The 17472-nt window shown below is 66.7% G+C and carries 15 protein-coding genes, 1 pseudogene and 1 riboswitch; of the genes and pseudogenes, 6 read left to right on the forward strand and 10 right to left on the reverse strand.

What is annotated here, in order from left to right:
• The first annotated feature begins 34 nt into the window (after positions 1-34).
• Genes AC5RWX_RS16165 through pabB form a run of 3 tightly spaced genes read left to right on the forward strand, consistent with a single transcriptional unit; the run spans position 35 to position 3220 of the window.
• Complete coding sequence (locus tag AC5RWX_RS16165) at positions 35-655, forward strand: LysE family transporter (RefSeq protein ID WP_493939184.1); 621 nt, start codon at positions 35-37, stop codon at positions 653-655.
• A gap of 23 nt (positions 656-678) precedes the next feature.
• Entirely contained in the window at positions 679-1176 is a 498-nt protein-coding gene (locus AC5RWX_RS16170) for a low molecular weight protein-tyrosine-phosphatase (RefSeq protein WP_493939185.1), read from the forward strand.
• The gene (pabB, locus tag AC5RWX_RS16175) at positions 1166-3220 is read left to right on the forward strand and encodes an aminodeoxychorismate synthase component I (RefSeq protein WP_493939186.1); all 2055 of its coding nucleotides are present in this window, start codon (positions 1166-1168) and stop codon (positions 3218-3220) included. The genes AC5RWX_RS16170 and pabB overlap by 11 nt, the downstream gene beginning before the upstream one ends.
• Positions 3221-3229: 9 nt before the next feature.
• Here pabB and cls read toward each other — a convergent pair whose 3' ends face one another.
• Positions 3230-4708 carry a cardiolipin synthase gene (gene cls / locus AC5RWX_RS16180; protein ID WP_493939187.1) on the reverse strand — a complete coding sequence of 493 codons (1479 nt, stop codon included), beginning with the start codon at positions 4706-4708 and terminating at the stop codon, positions 3230-3232.
• 83 nt (positions 4709-4791) lie between these two features.
• On the opposite strand from cls, the gene AC5RWX_RS16185 reads away from it, so the two are divergent.
• Entirely contained in the window at positions 4792-5664 is an 873-nt protein-coding gene (locus AC5RWX_RS16185) for an aminodeoxychorismate lyase (protein WP_493939188.1), read from the forward strand.
• 57 nt (positions 5665-5721) lie between these two features.
• On the opposite strand, the gene AC5RWX_RS16190 is transcribed toward AC5RWX_RS16185, so the two are convergent.
• From AC5RWX_RS16190 to AC5RWX_RS16200, 3 genes are read right to left on the reverse strand one after another with little or no spacing between them, the layout of a single operon-like run.
• A complete protein-coding gene (locus tag AC5RWX_RS16190; RefSeq protein WP_493939189.1) occupies positions 5722-6519 on the reverse strand; it encodes an energy-coupling factor transporter transmembrane component T family protein in 798 nt (265 codons plus the stop codon).
• On the reverse strand, positions 6516-8033 hold the full coding sequence (locus AC5RWX_RS16195; RefSeq protein ID WP_493939190.1) for an ABC transporter ATP-binding protein: 1518 nt from the start codon (positions 8031-8033) through the stop codon (positions 6516-6518). Before AC5RWX_RS16195 ends, AC5RWX_RS16190 begins: the two co-directional genes overlap by 4 nt.
• A gap of 8 nt (positions 8034-8041) precedes the next feature.
• A complete protein-coding gene (locus AC5RWX_RS16200) occupies positions 8042-8662 on the reverse strand; it encodes an ECF transporter S component (protein WP_493939191.1) in 621 nt (206 codons plus the stop codon).
• Between the two features lie 44 nt (positions 8663-8706).
• Positions 8707-8839, reverse strand: a riboswitch (TPP riboswitch).
• A gap of 179 nt (positions 8840-9018) precedes the next feature.
• Here AC5RWX_RS16200 and AC5RWX_RS16205 point away from each other — a divergent pair.
• The gene (locus tag AC5RWX_RS16205; protein WP_493939192.1) at positions 9019-9279 is read left to right on the forward strand and encodes a DUF4235 domain-containing protein; all 261 of its coding nucleotides are present in this window, start codon (positions 9019-9021) and stop codon (positions 9277-9279) included.
• A gap of 316 nt (positions 9280-9595) precedes the next feature.
• Here AC5RWX_RS16205 and mnhG read toward each other — a convergent pair.
• The 6 genes and pseudogenes from mnhG to AC5RWX_RS16235 all read right to left on the reverse strand — a co-directional run.
• Positions 9596-9964 (reverse strand): annotated as a pseudogene (gene mnhG / locus AC5RWX_RS16210) (monovalent cation/H(+) antiporter subunit G); the annotation flags it as partial.
• Positions 9942-10211: an MrpF/PhaF family protein gene (locus tag AC5RWX_RS16215; RefSeq protein ID WP_493939228.1), complete on the reverse strand. Its 270-nt coding sequence runs from the start codon at positions 10209-10211 to the stop codon at positions 9942-9944. The pseudogene mnhG and the gene AC5RWX_RS16215, both read right to left, overlap by 23 nt.
• Before the next feature lie 11 nt (positions 10212-10222).
• The gene (locus tag AC5RWX_RS16220; protein ID WP_493939193.1) at positions 10223-10783 is read right to left on the reverse strand and encodes a Na+/H+ antiporter subunit E; all 561 of its coding nucleotides are present in this window, start codon (positions 10781-10783) and stop codon (positions 10223-10225) included.
• Positions 10780-12402 carry a Na+/H+ antiporter subunit D gene (locus AC5RWX_RS16225; protein WP_493939194.1) on the reverse strand — a complete coding sequence of 541 codons (1623 nt, stop codon included), beginning with the start codon at positions 12400-12402 and terminating at the stop codon, positions 10780-10782. Before AC5RWX_RS16225 ends, AC5RWX_RS16220 begins: the two co-directional genes overlap by 4 nt.
• Positions 12399-12872 (reverse strand): Na(+)/H(+) antiporter subunit C, encoded by a 474-nt coding sequence (locus tag AC5RWX_RS16230; protein ID WP_493939195.1) that lies wholly within the window; start codon positions 12870-12872, stop codon positions 12399-12401. Before AC5RWX_RS16230 ends, AC5RWX_RS16225 begins: the two co-directional genes overlap by 4 nt.
• Positions 12869-15871 carry a Na+/H+ antiporter subunit A gene (locus AC5RWX_RS16235; protein ID WP_493944955.1) on the reverse strand — a complete coding sequence of 1001 codons (3003 nt, stop codon included), beginning with the start codon at positions 15869-15871 and terminating at the stop codon, positions 12869-12871. Before AC5RWX_RS16235 ends, AC5RWX_RS16230 begins: the two co-directional genes overlap by 4 nt.
• 218 nt (positions 15872-16089) lie before the next feature.
• Between AC5RWX_RS16235 and AC5RWX_RS16240 the strand changes: the two genes are divergently transcribed.
• Positions 16090-17466: an MFS transporter gene (locus AC5RWX_RS16240; protein ID WP_493944956.1), complete on the forward strand. Its 1377-nt coding sequence runs from the start codon at positions 16090-16092 to the stop codon at positions 17464-17466.
• Positions 17467-17472: the final 6 nt, after the last annotated feature.

Consider the following 17472-nt stretch of genomic DNA (forward strand, 5'->3'; position numbering starts at 1 on the left):
CGGGTTGTGCTGGCCCTCACAGTAGGATCATCTGGTGCAATTCTCCATCTGGCTGGCGCTGCTGGGCGCCACGGTAGTGATTAGCTTCACCCCGGGCGCGGGTGCCATCAACACCATGAGCAACTCGCTCAATGCCGGTTTCCAACGGTCCATCTGGGGCATCCTGGGCCAGCAGGCCGCGCTGGTGATCCATGTGGCCATTGTGGCGCTGGGCCTGGGCCTGCTGGTCTCCAACTCCCCGGCGCTGTTCGCCGCCATCAAGTATGCCGGTGCGGCCTACCTGATTTACCTTGGCCTGCGCCAGTTCTTCGCCACGCCGCAGGGCGGCGCGGAGGTGGAAGCGGCGCGCCGCGACGAGCCGGCCTTCTCCATGTTCCAGCGCGGCGTATGGGTTAACCTGCTCAACCCCAAAGCGATCGTCTTCTTTCTGGCGTTCATGCCCGGATTCATCAGGCTGGACCAGCCGCAACTGCCGCAGTACCTGGTCATGATAGCCACCGTCATCGTGGTGGACATCCTGGTCATGTGGTTTTTCTTCGCCGCGGCGGCCAGGTCCTTCCAGCGGTTCACCCGGACGGTGCGCGGACTGACCGTGATGAACAGGGCCTTCGGTGTACTTTTCATTGCGGTCGGCCTGATGCTGGCTTTCCTGTAGCCGCCTTCTCATAGACTCGACATATGTACCGCATCATCGCTGTCTGCACCGGCAACATTTGCCGCTCGCCCATGGCCGAGCGGATGCTGGCCCGCGCCCTCCAGGAAGCCGGGCTGGGCGGCCAGGTCAGCGTGGACTCCGCGGGCACCACGGGCTGGGAACTGGGGCGGCCGATCGACCAGCGGGCCGGCGAGCGCCTGGCGCAGTCCGGCCTTACCGCGCTGGACCACCGGGCCCGCCAGTTCGACATCTCCTGGTACGACGAACGCGACCTGATCCTGGCCCTGGACGTGGACCACTACGACCACCTGCGGAACGGCGCGCCGGACGACGCAGCGCGGGACAAGATCAGGCTGTGGCGCTCCTTCGACCCCGCCGTCAGCCACCTTGCTCCCTCGGCCCAGGGGATCTACGACCCGTGGTTCGGTGAGGCCGCCGATTTCGACGCCAGCTGGCAGATGATCGACGCCGCGCTGAAGGGAATCATCGAGTTCGTCCGCAAGGAACTCGATGCCCGCTAAGCCGGTCCTGATTGCTGTCGACGGGCGCTCCGGATCCGGCAAAACCACGCTGGCGGTGGAACTGGCAGCGCTGCTGCGGATCCACCGCAGCGTCTCGCTGTTCCACCTGGAGGACATCTACCCGGGCTGGCACGGACTGGCCGGCGGACAGCAGCGCTACCTGGACACCGTGCTGCGTCCGTTGGCAGCCGGCGAGCCCGGACGCTGGATTGCGTGGGACTGGAACAAGGACGACGACGGTGCCTCCCGGGTCACGGAACCCGCCGACGTGGTGGTTCTGGAGGGAGTTGGAGCTGCGCACGCCGCCGCCCGCGGCCTGCTTGACGCCGTGGTGTGGCTGCAGGCTCCGTCCGTTGACCGGCGGACCAGGGCATTGGCCCGCGACGGTGCAACCTATGAACCGTTCTGGGACATGTGGGCGGACCAGGAGGAGGCCTGGCTGGCCGGCGACAACGTAGCTGCCGCCGCGGACATCGTCGTCGAATCCTGCTGCACCGGCGCTGCCCCCGAGCAGGTCCTGTCGGCCTTGGCCTCGCTGCCCGCACTTGACCATGCTCTGGCCCCGGAGCGGACGGCGCGCGCGGGCGTCCGGCTGGTGGCCGAACGCGTGGATGCCTATCCGGACGCCGAGGCGGCCTACCGTCGCTTGTACGCCGGCTCGGCCCGCAGCGTCTGGCTGGACAGTTCCAACGTCCACGAAGCCGCGGACCGGAACCGGATCAGCATCATGGCCGACGACGGCGGCAGCTTCGGTCAATGGGCCGAGCACCGGAACGGCACCACACTGGTGCGCCAGCACAACACCACCGCACGGATCAGCGGCGGGTTCTTTCGCTGGCTGGACTGCGCCTGGCGACACCGCCCGGCCACCGCGCCCGAGGACGTCCCCGGCAGCTTCGCGTTGGGCTGGCTGGGCTATCTGGGCTACGAGCTAAAACGTGAAACCGGCGGCAAGGACACCTGCCCCGGGCTGCCGGAAGACTTGCCGGACCATGCCCACAGCGCCGCCCCGGATGCCGCGCTGCTGTTCGCCGGCCGCGCCGTCCTGCTGGACCATGTCCGGCAGTGCACATGGCTGCTGGCCCTGGCCGGGCCGTCCCAGCTGGCCGAAGCGACTGATTGGATTGCCGAAACTGCAGCAGTCATCGGCAGCCTGCCACCGGCTTCCGGCGCATCTCCTGACCCGGTAAGGCCGGCCACCGCCCCGGTTTTCCAGTCCCGCGACTCACGCGAGGCCTACCTGGCCAAGATCCGCGCAGCCCAGGCGGAAATCAGTGAGGGCAATACCTACGAGGTGTGCCTGACCACCCACCTGCACGCCACCGCAGAAGAACCGCTGGATCCGCTCAACACCTACTTGCTCCTCCGCCGTCGCAATCCTGCGCCTTTTGCCAGCCTCTTGCGGTTTGGGTCACTCACCGTGGCCAGCACCTCTCCCGAGCGATTCCTCAGCATTGCTGCCGACGGCGGCCTGCGGGCCGAACCGATCAAAGGCACCCGGCGCCGCCTGCAGGATCCCGACGCCGACGCGGCAGTTGTGCAGGAACTTGCCGGCAGCGTCAAAGACCGGGCCGAAAACATCATGATCGTGGACTTGCTGCGGAACGACCTGAGCCACTTTGCCGTACCGGGTTCGCTGCGGGTCAGCCGGCTGTGCGCCATCGAGTCCTACGCCACCGTGCACCAGATGGTCTCCACCATTGACGCGCAGCTGTTGCCCGGCGCTGTTCGAGCCGAAGCCGTGGCGGCAGCCTTTCCGGCCGGCTCGATGACCGGCGCGCCGAAGATCAGCACCATGGACATCCTGGACCGGCTGGAAACCGGACCGCGCGGCGTCTACTCCGGCGCGGTGGGCTACTTTTCGCTGGACGGGGCCGCGGACCTGTCCGTGGTGATCCGGACGCTGGTGATGGACGGCAACCGGCTCAGCCTGGGCGTCGGCGGGGCGATCACGGCCGACTCCGTGCCCGACGACGAGTGGGACGAGGTGCGGGCCAAGGCCTTCGGCGTGCTCTCGGCGCTGGGGGCGGTGTTCCCGGACTAGCGCACCCGGCTACTGCAGCGTGGCGGTCAGCCGGGCCACGTTGTCCACGTAGCGCTGCCAGCGCGGCCGCTTCCTCCACTCCTCCAGGGTGAGCTCCTTGGAAATCACCCGATAGCTGTCCTGGATATCGGATAGCTCCTCCACGATGTGGTCGCCGAGCATCATCACGGAGACTTCCATGTTCAGCGAGAAGGAGCGCATGTCCATGTTGCTGGAACCGATCACGGCCACTTCGTTGTCCACCGTGAAGTGCTTGGCATGCAGCACCAGCGGTTTGGGGTAGCGGTAAATCCGCACGCCGGCCTCCAGCAAGGCCTGGTAGTAGGACTGCTGTGCATGGTGGACCAGCGCTTGATCACCAAGCTCCGAGACAAAGAGCTCCACGTCAACCCCGCGCTGCGCCGCCGTCGTGATGGCATAGAGCAGCGAATCATCAGGCACGAAGTACGGGCTGCAGATGGACAGCCGCTCCACTGCCGCATAGATCAGCGTGTTGAACAGGCGCAGGTTGTTTTCGGTGGCAAAGCCCGGGCCGCTGGGCAGCGCCTGGCAGGTCATCGGGCCGGGCTCGCGGGATGGAACCGGAGTGAAGAGCTGGGTCTCGAGGATGTCGTCGGTCTCGCTTAACCAGTCGGTCGCGAACACCACGTTCAGTGCGGTGACGATGGGCCCTTCGTAGCGCGCCATCAGTTCCACCCACTTGCGGCCGATCCTTTCGCTGGAGGTGCGCCGGTAGCCGGGCTCGATCAGGTTCTGCGATCCGGTGAAGGCCACCCGCCCGTCCACCACCAGGATCTTGCGGTGATTGCGCAGATCGATCCGGCGCCACTGGCCCCGGACCGGCAGCACCGGCAGCGAACGGCGCCAGTCAATCTGGGTGGTGTCCAGCCAGCGGCGGAACTTGCGGTAGCCAGTCACGCGGAGGGCTCCGATGTGGTCGAACAACAAGCGCACCCGGACGCCGCGGGCTGCGGCTTCCTCCAGCGCGGCAAAGAGTTCGCCGGTGGTCGCGTCCCTGCTCATGATGTAGAACTCGATGTTCACGTACTCGCGGGCCTCGCGCACCGCCTTGGTCATCGCGGCAATCGAGGCGTCGTAGTCCGGGTACAGCTCCACATGGTTGCTGTCCACGATGGGGAAGGCACCGAGCCGCCGGTTCAGCTCGGCCGCCGAATGCACCCAGGCCGGTGCGTCCCGCTGGCTGCGGGGCTCCTCCAGGTCATGAGTGGCGGCCCAGACACGGCGGTTGATCTCCGCCTGCTTGGCGATCCGGCGTTCCGAGAGCCGGTAGCTGCCGAACATGAAGAAGAGCAGGAGGCCGATCAGCGGGATGAAGAAAATGGCGAGCAGCCACGCCATGGCGGTATTGGGCCGGCGGTTGCCGGGAATCACACCCAAGGCGATGATGCGGATGGCCATGTCGATCACGCCGAGAATGGCGACGACCCAGTCGGGGAATGTGCCCAGCCCCGCAAACGACCACAGCACGCGGCTGCTCCTCCCCTCCCGCCGTGTGCCGGCGCAATCCTCCCTAGCCTACCCGGCGGCCAGCGACAAACTAAGCTGGGCATATGACAGTTCTGGTGTTCTTGGACCCCGCCTACGAGGCGGGCCGCATCGCAGATGCAACACAGCCCCAGCTCATGGCCACCGATCTCGGTGCCACCCGTGGCGACGGCATTTTCGAGTCCCTGCTGGCGGTGAACGGCATTCCGCGCAAGGTGCAGGCGCATCTGGACCGGCTGGCGACGTCCGCCCGGACCATGGATTTGGAGCTGCCGCCCGCAGACGCGTGGGAGCGTGCCATCAAGACGGCGATCGCGGAGCACCCGCCGGTCGAGGAGCTGGTCATCAAACTACTGGTGACCCGCGGCGTGGAAGGCGCCACCGCACCCACCGCCTGGGTCCAGGCCTCGCTGCCGCCGTCGGCTGGACAGCGCCAGCGCACCGACGGGATCTCGGTGTTGCTGCTGGACCGCGGCTATGACAGCTCGCTGGCCGAACGAGCCCCGTGGTTGCTGATGGGCGCGAAAACGCTTTCCTATGCGGTCAACATGGCGGCGCTGCGCTACGCCCGCAAGAACGACGCCGACGACGTCATCTTCACGTCCAGCGATGGCCGCGTCCTCGAAGGACCCACCTCCACCGTGCTGATGGCTCGGGTGCGCGATGGCGTTCGGACGTTGGTCACCCCGCTTTTGGAAAGCGGCATCCTGCCGGGCACGTCCCAGGCGGTGCTGTTCAAGGCGGCAGCCGCAGCCGGATGGCAGCTGGGCTACGGCCCGCTGGAACCGGACGACCTCTACGAGGCCGATGCCGTCTGGCTTGTCTCCAGCATCCGACTGCTGGCACCGGTGAAAAGCATCGACGGCAAGGAGATCCCGATGTCGCCGGAGCTGACGGAGGAACTCACCGCGCTGCTGGCCGAAGGCAGCCGGGAGTAGCTGCGGCGCACTCCCGGCGCCGTCCGGGCCCGGGGCCCGAAGCCAGCGGCCCCAGGCTCAAATGAAGATGAAGTTCCAGGTGCCGGCGGCTACAGCGGCCGCGGCCGCAGCGCCCGCAATCAGTACGCCGCCCAGCAGCACCCAAACGTCCACCGTGCTGTAGCTGGACTCACGCGCCCAGGTCCGCTGACCCGCGCCGAAACCGCGCGCCTCCATGGCAACCGCCAGCCGGGTGGCCCGCCGGATGGCCTGCACAATCAGCCCGAACGCCTGGCCCAGGAACGCACCGGCCTTGGCCAAGGGCCGGTTCTCCGCCCCGACCCCCCGAGCACGGCGGGCCAGACCCAGGGTGCGCCATTCCTCCACCAACAGCCCGACCAACCGCATGGCGGCCAGCGCTCCCAACACGAACCGGTGCGGCAGCTTGAGCTTCTGCGCCAGCGCGTCGGCCAGATCGGTCGGGTCGGTGGTCAACAGCAGGAAAATGCCCGGCAGGGCGACGGCGAGCGAGCGCAGGCCAATGGCGACTCCGCCGGCCACCGAGTCCTCGGTGAACACCACCGGCCCGAGCTGGAACAGCACCGCTCCGGTCTTCTCCGCCAACAATGCCGTGGCCCAGGCCCCGGTCGCCGCCGCCGCCAGCAAGGGCCAGCCGCGCTTGAACAGCAGCCACGGGTTCACCCCCAGCACCGGCATCAGCAGCAGCTCGGCCGCCAGCACGACCGACGCGCTGACCCAGTCCACGCTGAGCATGACCACCACGGTGATGACGGCGGCAGCAGCCAGCTTGGACACCGGGTTGGCTCGGCTGAACGGCGAGGCGGTCAGCCGCGGAGTCATCAAGTCCACGCTCATGCTGCCCTCCGAAGCGCCTGCACCGGCTGGACTGCGCCGCCGTCCACGCGCACAGCCGTGCCGCCAAGCGCCGCGGTGAAGTCGGCGTCGTGCGTCACCGACACCACGCTCTTGCCTTCGGCCACCAACTCGGCCAGCAGCGTGACCAGTTCAGCCCAGGTGTTGGCGTCCTGCCCGAAGGTCGGCTCGTCCAGCATCAGGATGTCCGGACTGGTGGCGAGCATGGTGGCCACCGAGAGCCGGCGCTTCTCGCCGCCGGAGAGGGTAAACGGGTTGGCCCGCAGCAGCCGGGTCAGGCGGAGCCGTTCGGCAATGCTGTCCACCAACTGCCGGACCTCCGGCTCGGGCAGCTTCGCCACCCGCCGCGGACCGAACTCCAGTTCGTCGGCCACGGTGCTGGTCAGGAATTGATGTTCCGGTTCTTGGAACACGCTGCCAATCCGGGCCACCAGCTGGGCGGACTTCCATTTCACCGGGGACTGCGCCGCGCCACGGTGCAGCGCCGGGGTCGCGAACAGCCCTCCCCCGGCGGGCGCCAGCAGGCCGCCCAGCGTGAGGGCCAGCGTCGACTTGCCGGCGCCGTTCGGTCCGGTGATGCTCAGCGCGTGTCCGCTGAGCAGGTCCAAGTCCACGCCCCGCAGCACCGGCCCGGTCTTCCGGCTCCGGGCCGCGTCCAATCCCACCGCCTGCAGCAACGGCCCGCCGGCAACCGGGGCCGCGGGCAGCTGGAGCCGCGGCGTATGTCCGGGAACCCAAACACCGGCCGCCACCAGCCGGGCGCGGGTGGCGCTTTCGGCCAGCACCTTGTCCGGCGGGCCGTCTGCCAGCACGCCGCCTCCGGCCGCCAGCACGATCACCCGGTCCACCACGTCCGCCCAGACGGCCACGCGGTGTTCCACCACCACCAAGGTGGCACCGGTCCGGTCCAGCACCCGGGCCACGGCGTCGCGCACTTCGTGCACGCCCTCCGGGTCCAGGTTCGCGGTCGGCTCGTCCAGCAGCAGCAGCCCCGGCCGCATGGCCAGGACCGATGCCAGCGCCAGCCGCTGTTTCTGCCCGCCCGACAGGGCCGCGGTGGGATGGTTTAGCGGCACCTCCAGTCCGACGTCGGCCAGCGCTTCGCGGACCCGGTCCCAGATCTGTCCGCGCGGGACGGAGAGGTTTTCCGCCCCGAAGGCCACCTCGTCGCCCACCCGCGCCAGCACCAGCTGGCTTTCCGGGTCCTGCAGCACCAGCCCGGCCCTGCCGCGGGCTTCCGAGGGACGCAGCCCGGCCACGGTGAGCCGCCCGACTTCCTCGCCTTCCCCGTCGTCGCCGAGCACGCCCGCCATCGCGTGCAGCAGCGTGGACTTCCCGGCGCCGGAGGCACCCAGTAACAGCACCCGTTCACCGGCTGCAATGCTGAAGCTGGCCCCGCTGACCGCCGGATCCTTGCGGCCGGCATGCCGCCAGCCCCATCCCTCGGCGAGGACCGGCACCGGGCCGGACACCGCCGTCGTACTCTGCAGTTTCATGGAACGGCTCAGACGTCTGCCGCGCGGCCCGCCGCGAAGGAGGACAGCACGCCCGTCCTGGCCAGGCCCTTGACCGCCAGCCACGGCAGCAACCCGGCAATCACCACGCCGGACACTGCGGCGAAGCCCACGTAGGCCAACTGCCACTCGGGCGCCCAGAGCATGTTGTAGAGGATGTTCTCGCTGATCGACAGCGCCAGGCCGGCGCCGAGACCGGCCAGCATCGCCACCAGCAGGTTGAATTTCCGGTAGAGGAAGAGCAGGAAGACGACTTCGGCGCCCAGGCCCTGGATCAGGCCGGAAACCAGCACGCTCATGCCGAAGCTGGTGCCCAGCAGGCCGGAGACGATGGCGGCCAGCACCTCGCAGTAGATTGCGGCGCCGGGCTTGCGGATGATCAGCCCGCCCAGCACCCCGGCCATGAGCCATCCGCCGGTGTAGAGGCCGGCGGAGGGCGGGAACGCCACGGTGAGGCTCTCGATCAGCGGCCAAGCCGCGGACCAGGCCCAGAAGATGACGCCGACGGCCACGGCAATCACCGAGGCGACGACGATGTCCACCACTCGCCAGCGATATCGCGGCGTGCGCGAGGGACTGGGCGTGGTGGGTGCATTCGAAACGGTACTCACTTTAATCCTCCTGGGTGCAGGAGGGGAGGGCGGCCCACGCGGCGCGCCCCGAGAACTCGACTCCCTTCGCCGGTACTAACCGGAGCAGGTTCGAGGGTCTGCGGTCTCTCCGCACTCTCAGCGTCCCTCCCGTGTCCGGCGTGTGCCGGTCGGTCGGACGCTCCCCTGTCGTTATAGGTGCTGTCTAGCAGCAGCACCCAGTCTACACTCGGCCGGTCCGGCGGCCCATTCGGCCACCATCCGCGGGAAAACGCGGGAAAATGCACGACGGCGGCGGGACGCGTGGGTGCCGGGCAGTAGGCTGGGAACGGCAGAGCTGATGACACGGGGACGCTGTGCCCCGGAAAGGAGCAGGCATGACCGTTGTACTAAGGCTCTTAGGCACCCTGGTGAGTGTAGGTGCGGGCTTGGCAGCCACCAAGGTGCTGGGCTACGTGTGGAAGAAGGTCACCGGCCGCGACGCGCCTCAGGCCGACGATGACTTGGAAAACAGCCTGCGGTCTGCCGTGATTTTCGCGGTAGTCTCGGGCACGGTTGGCCGGGTAATCCAGGTACTGCTCAAGCGGGCCACCGCCAAGGCAGTCCGGCACTACGAAAAGACCCCGGAACTCGTCTAGAGCGCGTAAGGAACACGCCGGCGGGGACGGGGCTGCAGCCTCGTCCCCGTCGGCTCTCCTGGTCCTTGGGCGGCGCTGGACTTTGTGCGGAACCAGACCCTGTGGGGCACTAGGACTTGTGCGGTCCGGCGGAGTCGTGGTCTTTCCGGACTCGACCAGCCGCCGTCGCCGCACTTCGCCTGTCACCGACCCCGGGGTCCGTGCCGAGTGCAGCAGCGCCGTCCGCAGCGTCTGCGGGCTCGGCCGCAGCAGCGTCCGCCTCGGCCGCGTCGGCCTCGCCGGCGTCCACCGCTGCGGCGTCGAGCTCCGCTTCCGGCTCTTCTTCGGCTGCCGCTTCCACCACCGCGTCGAGGTCGTCCACGCTGAGGATTTCCCTCCGCAAGTGTTTGGTGCGGTATCCGGCGCGGCCCACCATGTGTGCCGAGACCGGCACGGTGAGCAGCTGGAACAGCCATGCGATGAGCAACACGGGCACCGCCGCCCAGCTGCCCAGCTGGAGTCCTAAACCTGTCAGCAGCAGCAGCAAGCCGAACACCTGCGGTTTCGTGGCGGCGTGCATCCGCGACAGCAGGTCCGGGAACCGCAGCAGGCCGATGCCCGCGGCCAAGGACATCACCGAGCCGGTGATCAAGCAGGCGGCGGTGGCAATGTCGAGGATCAGGTCAGTGTTCACGGGGCCGCCCATCGGTGACGAATCGGGCCACGGCCACGGAACCGATGAAGCCGACCAGGCAGATCACCACGACCAGCGTCAGATTATTCATGTGGCCGCCGACGGCCATGTCCGCAATCAGTCCGGCGCAGACTACCGCCAGCAGCACGTCTATGGCCAGCAACCGGTCCAGCAGCGACGGCCCGCGGACCAGTCGGACCAGCGCCAGCACAGCGGACAGGGCCAGAATGACCATGACGACGATTTGGGCAAGCGACATGATTTCCACGTTTACGCTGCTCCTCTTCTGCCGGCACCTTCAGCTTTGACCAGTTCCAGTTCTTCCTTGGTCCCCATCATCCGGATCAGGCCGGCCTCGATGTTCCGCACCTCGGCCTGAAAGTCTTCGGCGGCTTCCTTGGTGGCCACGTCGATCACGTGCAGGTAGAGGGTGGAGGTGGACCGGTCTACGTCCACCACGAAGCTGCCCGGGATCAACGAGATGGCATGTCCAGTGGCCGTCACCAGCAGGTCCGAGTGGCTTCGCAAGCGCACCGCCACCACCGCGTTGCGCAGTTTCGGGCCGGTGGTCAGGGCAAGCCAGAGTACTTCGAAGCTCGCCACCGCCACTTTCCACACGAAGGTCGCGGCGAAGATCACCGCTGCCAGTGGATTGAAGCGCCCGCTGAGTTCGACCGGCGGCAGGTAGAAAAGGTTCACGATGAGCAGAGCGATCAGCAAACCGAAGATCAGATTGCCGGCGCTGAAATCCTGCCACAAAGCGCCCCAGAGGAAGACCAGCCAAGCCAGCAGCGGCAGCTCGATCCAGATGGAAATACGCGGTTTCCTCATTGGCCACCACCTTGCATGGCGCCGTCCCCTAGGACCGCCTCGATATACGGCGTGCGCTGCAGCATCTCCCGTGCCGCCTGGTCGCTCAGTTCGAAGAGCGGGCCGGCGAATACCGTCAGGGCAAGGCCCATCGCCACCAGCCCGATCGTCGGCCAGACCATCGGCATGGGCAGCAGCTGAACGATGCCGCGCCCGGTGAACCGCCCGTGCGGATGGTCCTCCACGTGGCGGGTCGTCCGTACAGCCGACCCGTCGGGCTTGGTTGCCACCAAGACCGGATCCGGGTGCTCGGCATCTTCCGGGCGCCGCCAGAACACGCGGTTCCAGACCCGGGCCAAAGCAAGCAGCGTCAGCAGCGACGTGATCATGCTGCCCGCCACCAGCACCCAGGCGATCGGCGTGCCCAGGTCCACGCCTCCCTGCACCAAGCCGATCTTGCCCAGGAAACCGGAGAACGGCGGGATCCCGGCAAGGTTCATGGCCGGGACGAAGAACAAGATGGCCAGCAACGGCGACAGTTTGGCCAGGCCGCCCAGCCGGTCCATGTTGGTGGTGCCGCCGCGGCGTTCAATCAGCCCGGCCACCAGGAACAGGCTGGTCTGCACGGTGATGTGGTGCGCCACGTAGTAGACCGCGGCCGCCAGGCCCACCACCGAGGACATCGCCAACCCGAACACCATGTAGCCGATGTGGCTCACCAGCGTGAAAGAGAGCATGCGCTTGATGTCGATCTGTGCCACGGCACCCAGGATGCCGACCAGCATGGTCAGCACGGCCACCACCATCAGGAACGTGTTCAGACGGTCCCCCGGGAACAGCAGCGTCTCGGTGCGGATCAGGGCATAGACGCCGACCTTGGTCAGCAGGCCGGCGAACACCGCGGTGACCGGCGCCGGCGCCGTCGGGTAGGAGTCGGGCAGCCAGAAGGACAACGGGAAGACCGCCGCCTTGATGCCGAAGGCCACCAGCAGCATGAGGTGCAGCGTCATTTGCGTCGACGGTTCCAACTCGCCGAGCTTGATCGCCAGGTCCGCCATGTTGATCGTTCCGGTCGCCGCGTAGATCATCGCGATAGACACCAGGAACAGCACTGAGGAGATAACGCTGACGACGACGTACGTCACCCCTGCGCGGATGCGCGGGCTGGTGCCTCCCAAGGTCATCAGCACGTAGCTGGCCGTGAGCAGCATTTCGAAGCCCACATAGAGATTGAACAGGTCGCCGGTCAGGAACGCGTTGGACACACCGGCCACCAGGATCAGGTAGGTGGGGTGGAAGATCGAGACCGGACCTTCTTCATCGCTGTCGGTCATGCCCTGGCCGGAGGCATACAGCAGCACCGCCAGGCTGACGGCGGAGGAGACCACCAGCATCAGCGCGGAAAGCTCATCGACCACCATGGTGATGCCAAACGGCGGAATCCAGCCGCCGATGTTCACGGCCTGGGCTCCGTTGGCCCACGCCGAGGCCAGCATGACGGCCTCCAGTGCCAGCGTCACGGTCAGCGTAATGGCACCGGTACGGCGCTGGGCGTTTGGATGGCGGATCAGGACGAACGCCAAGGCAGCGCCCAGTAGCGGCAGGACTACTGCCAGCGGCGCGATCAGTGCGGCGTTCACTTCTCCCTCTCTATCCGGGCCCTGTTGGTCGCAGGTGTTTCCTCCGCCTCGTCCGCCGGGACGAACTCGGTGGTTTCGGCCGGGATCTCGGCGTCGTCTTCCGCATCGAAGGTCGGCTGGTTTGCCACGCGGCGGTCTTCGATATCGTCCTGGACCTCGTCCTGCCGTCCCAGCACCCAAGAGCGGTAAATGATGGCCAGCATGAACGCCGTGACCGCAAAGGAGATCACAATGGACGTGAGGATCAAGGCCTGGGGCAGCGGATCGCTGTAGGCCTCGGCGGGGACGTCAACGCCGAAGATCGGCGCCAGTCCGGCGGGCCCGCCAGTGCTGAGCAGCAGCAGGTTCGCGCCGTTGGTGATCAGCATCAGGCCGAGCATCACCCGGGTCAGGCTACGTTCCAGGATCAGGTAGACGCCCACCGCGAACAGCACGCCCATCACCAGCAGCAGTGTCAGGTTGACCGTCATGAGGACACCTCCTCCTCGATCGTTGCCGGCGCGTGAAGTTCCGACGTCTTTCGGCTGCGGGCAGTACGCTCTTCGGTTCGTTCGTCAATTTCCGAGCCGAAGCTGCGCAGAACGTCCAGCACCAACCCGACCACCACCAGGTAGACGCCGATATCAAAAATCGTCGAGGTGACGAACTTGTGGTCACCGAAGACCGGCAGGCTGAACTCAATGATGGCGCTTTGGAAGACCTGGCCGCCCAGGAAGATCGGGACGACGGCTGTCAGGGACGCGGCGGCAAGCCCCACGCCCAGCAGCAGGCCGGCACTGACCGGCGTCGCTTCAGCCAGCTCGACGCGCCCACCGGCCAGATAGCGGACGGTCAGTGCGATGCCCGCCAGCAGCCCGCCGGCAAAACCTCCGCCGGGCAGGTTGTGGCCGGCCAGCAGCAGGTAGACGGAGAAGATCATCACGGAGTGGAAGAGCAGCCGGGTGATCACCTCGAAGATGATCGACCGGCGTTCCGGCGCCAGCGTCCGGCCGGCAACGAGCCAGGCATCGCGCGGCACCACGGCGAACTTGCGGGCAGTCGCCAGTGCTGCGGCCTCGCGGTCCGAGTGCGCCACCATTTCGTAGCCGCGGCCCACCGAGCCGCTGGCCACGGCGTCCACGGACAGCGGGCGCTTGTCCCCGCGGCCGCGGATGAAGATTAGGCTGGCCACACCGGTAGCTGCCAGAGCCAGCACGGAAATTTCGCCGAACGTGTCCCATGCCCGGATGTCCACCAGGATGACGTTGACGATGTTCCTGCCGCCGCCGTCCTCGTAGGCCAACTTCGGCAGGGCAAGTGATATCGGATCTGCCGTGCGTGCCGCCATCGCGGTCATCGCGATCACGATCATGGTCAGGCCAAACGCCGCACCGATGATGGCGCGCAGCAGTTTGAAACGCCCGGGTGTGCGCAGCCATAGCCGCGCCGGCAGGGAACGCAGCGCCAGCACGATGGCCACCAGCGAGATCGTTTCCACCAGCAATTGGGTCAAGGCCAGATCCGGAGCACCCTGGATGGCAAAGATAAAGGCCAGTCCGTAGCCGGTCACCGAGACCATCAGCACCGCCATGAAGCGCTTGTTCGCGCGGATGGCACCCAGCGCTCCGGCCGCCACGATCAGCCCTGCGATGGCCTGCGCCGGCGTATCGAACCAGACCAGGCTTTCCGGCAGCGGGGCATCCATCAGCACGACGGCGGTCAGTGGCGTCACGATGGCCACGATCAGGATCACGCACAGATAGAAGACCAACGAACCGCGCTGGGTGCGGCCGGTGACCCAGATGGCCACCTCGTCCAGCACGTTGATGATGCCGCGGTAGATCCGGTCTGCCTCGGGGATGAAATGGATCTTCGTCTGGAAGGCGGCTACCGGCGTGCGCAGCATGAACAAAGCTGCGCCGGCGGCAAGGGTGATGGCTGTCAGGCCCAGCGCCGGCGTCAATCCGTGCCAGAGCGCCAGATGCGTGGCGACCGTATCCAGCGGGAAAAGTCCTGCATACGGTGCGACGGCCTCTTCTACCGGCACCGGCCACAGCCCGAAGCTCACGGTGGCCGCGGCCAGAATGGCCGGGGCGGCCAGGAAGGCCCACGGAACCGGTCTGAACTCGATGGCCTCCAGTCCTGGCTTGGCCGCGAATCCGCCCCAGATAAACCGGGCGCTGTAGGCGAACGTCAGGATGGAGCCAATCACAATGCCCGCCAGCAGCAGACCGCCCACCCAGCCGGACGCCTCCGCACGGTGGACGAAGGCTTCGTAGACCGACTCTTTGGCAACGAAGCCCAACAACGGAGGCAGGCCGGCCATCGAGGCAGTGCCGATCAAGGCGACCACGAAGAGCTTCGGAGCTTGGCGGTACAGATGGGACAGTTCGCGAATGTCACGCGTTCCGGACTGGTGGTCAATGATGCCCACCACCAGAAACAGCGTCGCCTTGAAGAAGCCGTGGGCCAGCAACATGCCCATGCCGGCCAAGGCAGCTTCCTGGGAGCCCAGTCCGAACACGAGGGTCAGGAAACCCAACTGGCTGACCGTGCCGTAGGCCAGGATCAGCTTCAGGTCGTGCTGGCGCAGGGCCTGCCAACCCCCCACCAGCATGGTCAGCAGCCCGAGTCCCAGCACCACAGGATGCCAGTACTCGGTGCCGGAGAATGCGGGAGCCAGCAAGGCCACCAAGTAGATGCCGGCCTTGACCATGGCCGCGGCGTGCAGGTAGGCGCTGACCGGCGTCGGCGCGGCCATCGCCGCCGGGAGCCAGAAGTGGAAGGGCACCAAGGCCGACTTGCTGATTGCCCCAACAAGCACCAGCAGGATAGCGATGTCGATGATCTGTCCGTGGGCAAGGAGCGAATCGGCATTGGCGAGGATCTCGGACGTCCGGTAGGTGCCGGCGGTCTGCCCGATCATCAGGATGCCGACCAGCATCGCCAGGCCGCCCAAGGTGGTGACCATCAAGGCCTGCAGCGCCGACCTACGCGCCGACAGTCGGTGCCTGGCATACCCGATCAGCAGGTAGGAGAGAACGCTGGTCAGCTCCCAGAAGATGTACATCAGGATCAGGTCGTCAGCGGTGACCAGGCCGAACATGGCGCCGCTGAAGGCCAGCAACTGTGCACCGAAAGGACCGATGTCAGGATCGTCGGCCTTGAAATAGCGGGCGCAGTAGAACAGCACCAGGGCCCCGACACCGAGAATAAGGATGCAGAGCACCGCGGCCAGCGTGTCCATCCGGAAGGCCAGCTCCAGCTGCAGGCCCGGCACCCAGGCGAAGACTTCCGACGGCGGAGCGTTGGGAGCGCCGTCAAGTGCTTTCTGGTTCGCGTTGGTGTAGTTGCCGAACGTGGCAATCAGCCAGATGAAGCCGGCGGCAGGAACCGCAGCCAGAATGTAGAAAGTTGACCGGCCGAGTTTCCGGAAAATCAAAGGCGCTACAAAGGCCACCGCAAAAAGCATGGTGAGCACAATCAGCACGAGGATACTCCGGAACTTCCTTCAGGTTTTGCAAGGATTAGGCGGACAGGGCGATGCTCCATTCTACCCATGGCATAAACGGTTCCGCCCCCGCGGGGCGTGATCTCCAGCCGTCCGACCTCCCCCGCCTGGCCTTCGGACTCACTGTTCGGCAAAGATTCACGGGGCTCGCGGCGCTGCTCAAAGTTCGCAGCGGGCGAAACGGATAGCATCGCGGTATGACTGACTCGGTGGGCATCCCGGCAACCCAAGAAGCGGGCGGTGCGGCAGCAGAACGGCTGAATAAGAAGCACGTCTTGGCCTGGGCTTCCTGGGACTGGGGGTCAGCCGCTTTTAACGCCGTGATGACAACGTTTGTCTTTACCGTCTACCTGACCAGCGATGCATTCGGCGGCGAGGCGTTCGCTTCGGAAATCCTCGGCTACGGACTGGCCATAGCCGGGCTGGCCATCGCACTGCTGGCGCCGGTTACCGGTCAGCGTTCGGACACCGGCGGCCGCCGCAAACTATGGCTTGGCGTCAACAGTGTGGCGGTGGCCGTGCTGACCGGCCTTTGCTTCTTCGTGTTCCCGTCGCCGGGGTTCCTGTTCCTCGGCGTGGCACTGATCGCGCTGGCCAACGTGTTTTTCGAGTTCGCGAACGTGAACTACTACGCGATGCTCACGCAAATCTCCACCCCATCGACGATCGGCAAAGTCAGCGGCTTCGGCTGGGCGATGGGCTATGTTGGCGGGGTCGTCGCGCTGGCCCTGGTACTCGTCGGGTTCGTCTTGCCGGAGACCGGTTGGTTCGGGGCCACCGCGGACAACGGGCTGAACATCCGTCTGGTGGCGGTGTTCTGCGCCGTCTGGTTCATGGTCTTCGCGCTGCCAGTGCTGTTTGCCGTTCCGGAGATCCCTCGGCAGCCGGCGGCCGCGTCGTTGGGTTTCTTCGCGTCCTACGGGCTGCTCTTCCGCCGCATCAAGGCAATCTTCCGCTCCAGCCCCCACACAATTTTCTTCCTGATTGCCAGTGCCATTTTCCGCGATGGGCTCGCCGCGGTGTTCACCTTCGGCGGGGTGATCGCCGCCGGCACCTTCGGCTTCTCGCTCAGCCAGGTGATCGTCTTCGCGATCGCCGGCAACGTCGTGGCGGCGCTCGGTGCCGTCTGCGGCGGGGTGCTGGACGACCGGGTCGGCCCGAAGAACGTCATCGTTTGGGCCTTGTCCGGACTGATCGTCGCGGCGGCCGCCATCTTCGTGCTGGGCGCCGGCGACCATGTGTTCTTCGGCAACACCTGGACCGGCGATACCACTTTCTGGGTGTTTGGCCTGCTGTTGTGCCTGTTCGTCGGACCGGCCCAGTCGTCGTCGCGCGCCTATCTGGCCCGGCTCGCGCCCCGCGGCGAGGAAGGCGAGTTCTTCGGCCTCTACGCCACCACCGGCCGGGCCGTCAGCTTTCTGGCACCATCGCTGTTCGCACTGTTTATTACCGTTTTCGGCGAACAGCGCTACGGCATCCTGGGCATCCTGGTGGTGCTGCTGGCTGGCCTGCTGATGCTGCTCCCGGTCAAAACGCCGGCAAAGATCCAGCGGGCCACCACTCCCGCGGCCTGACTCCTG

This window comes from Arthrobacter sp. SPT-J7 (genome assembly GCF_059089965.1).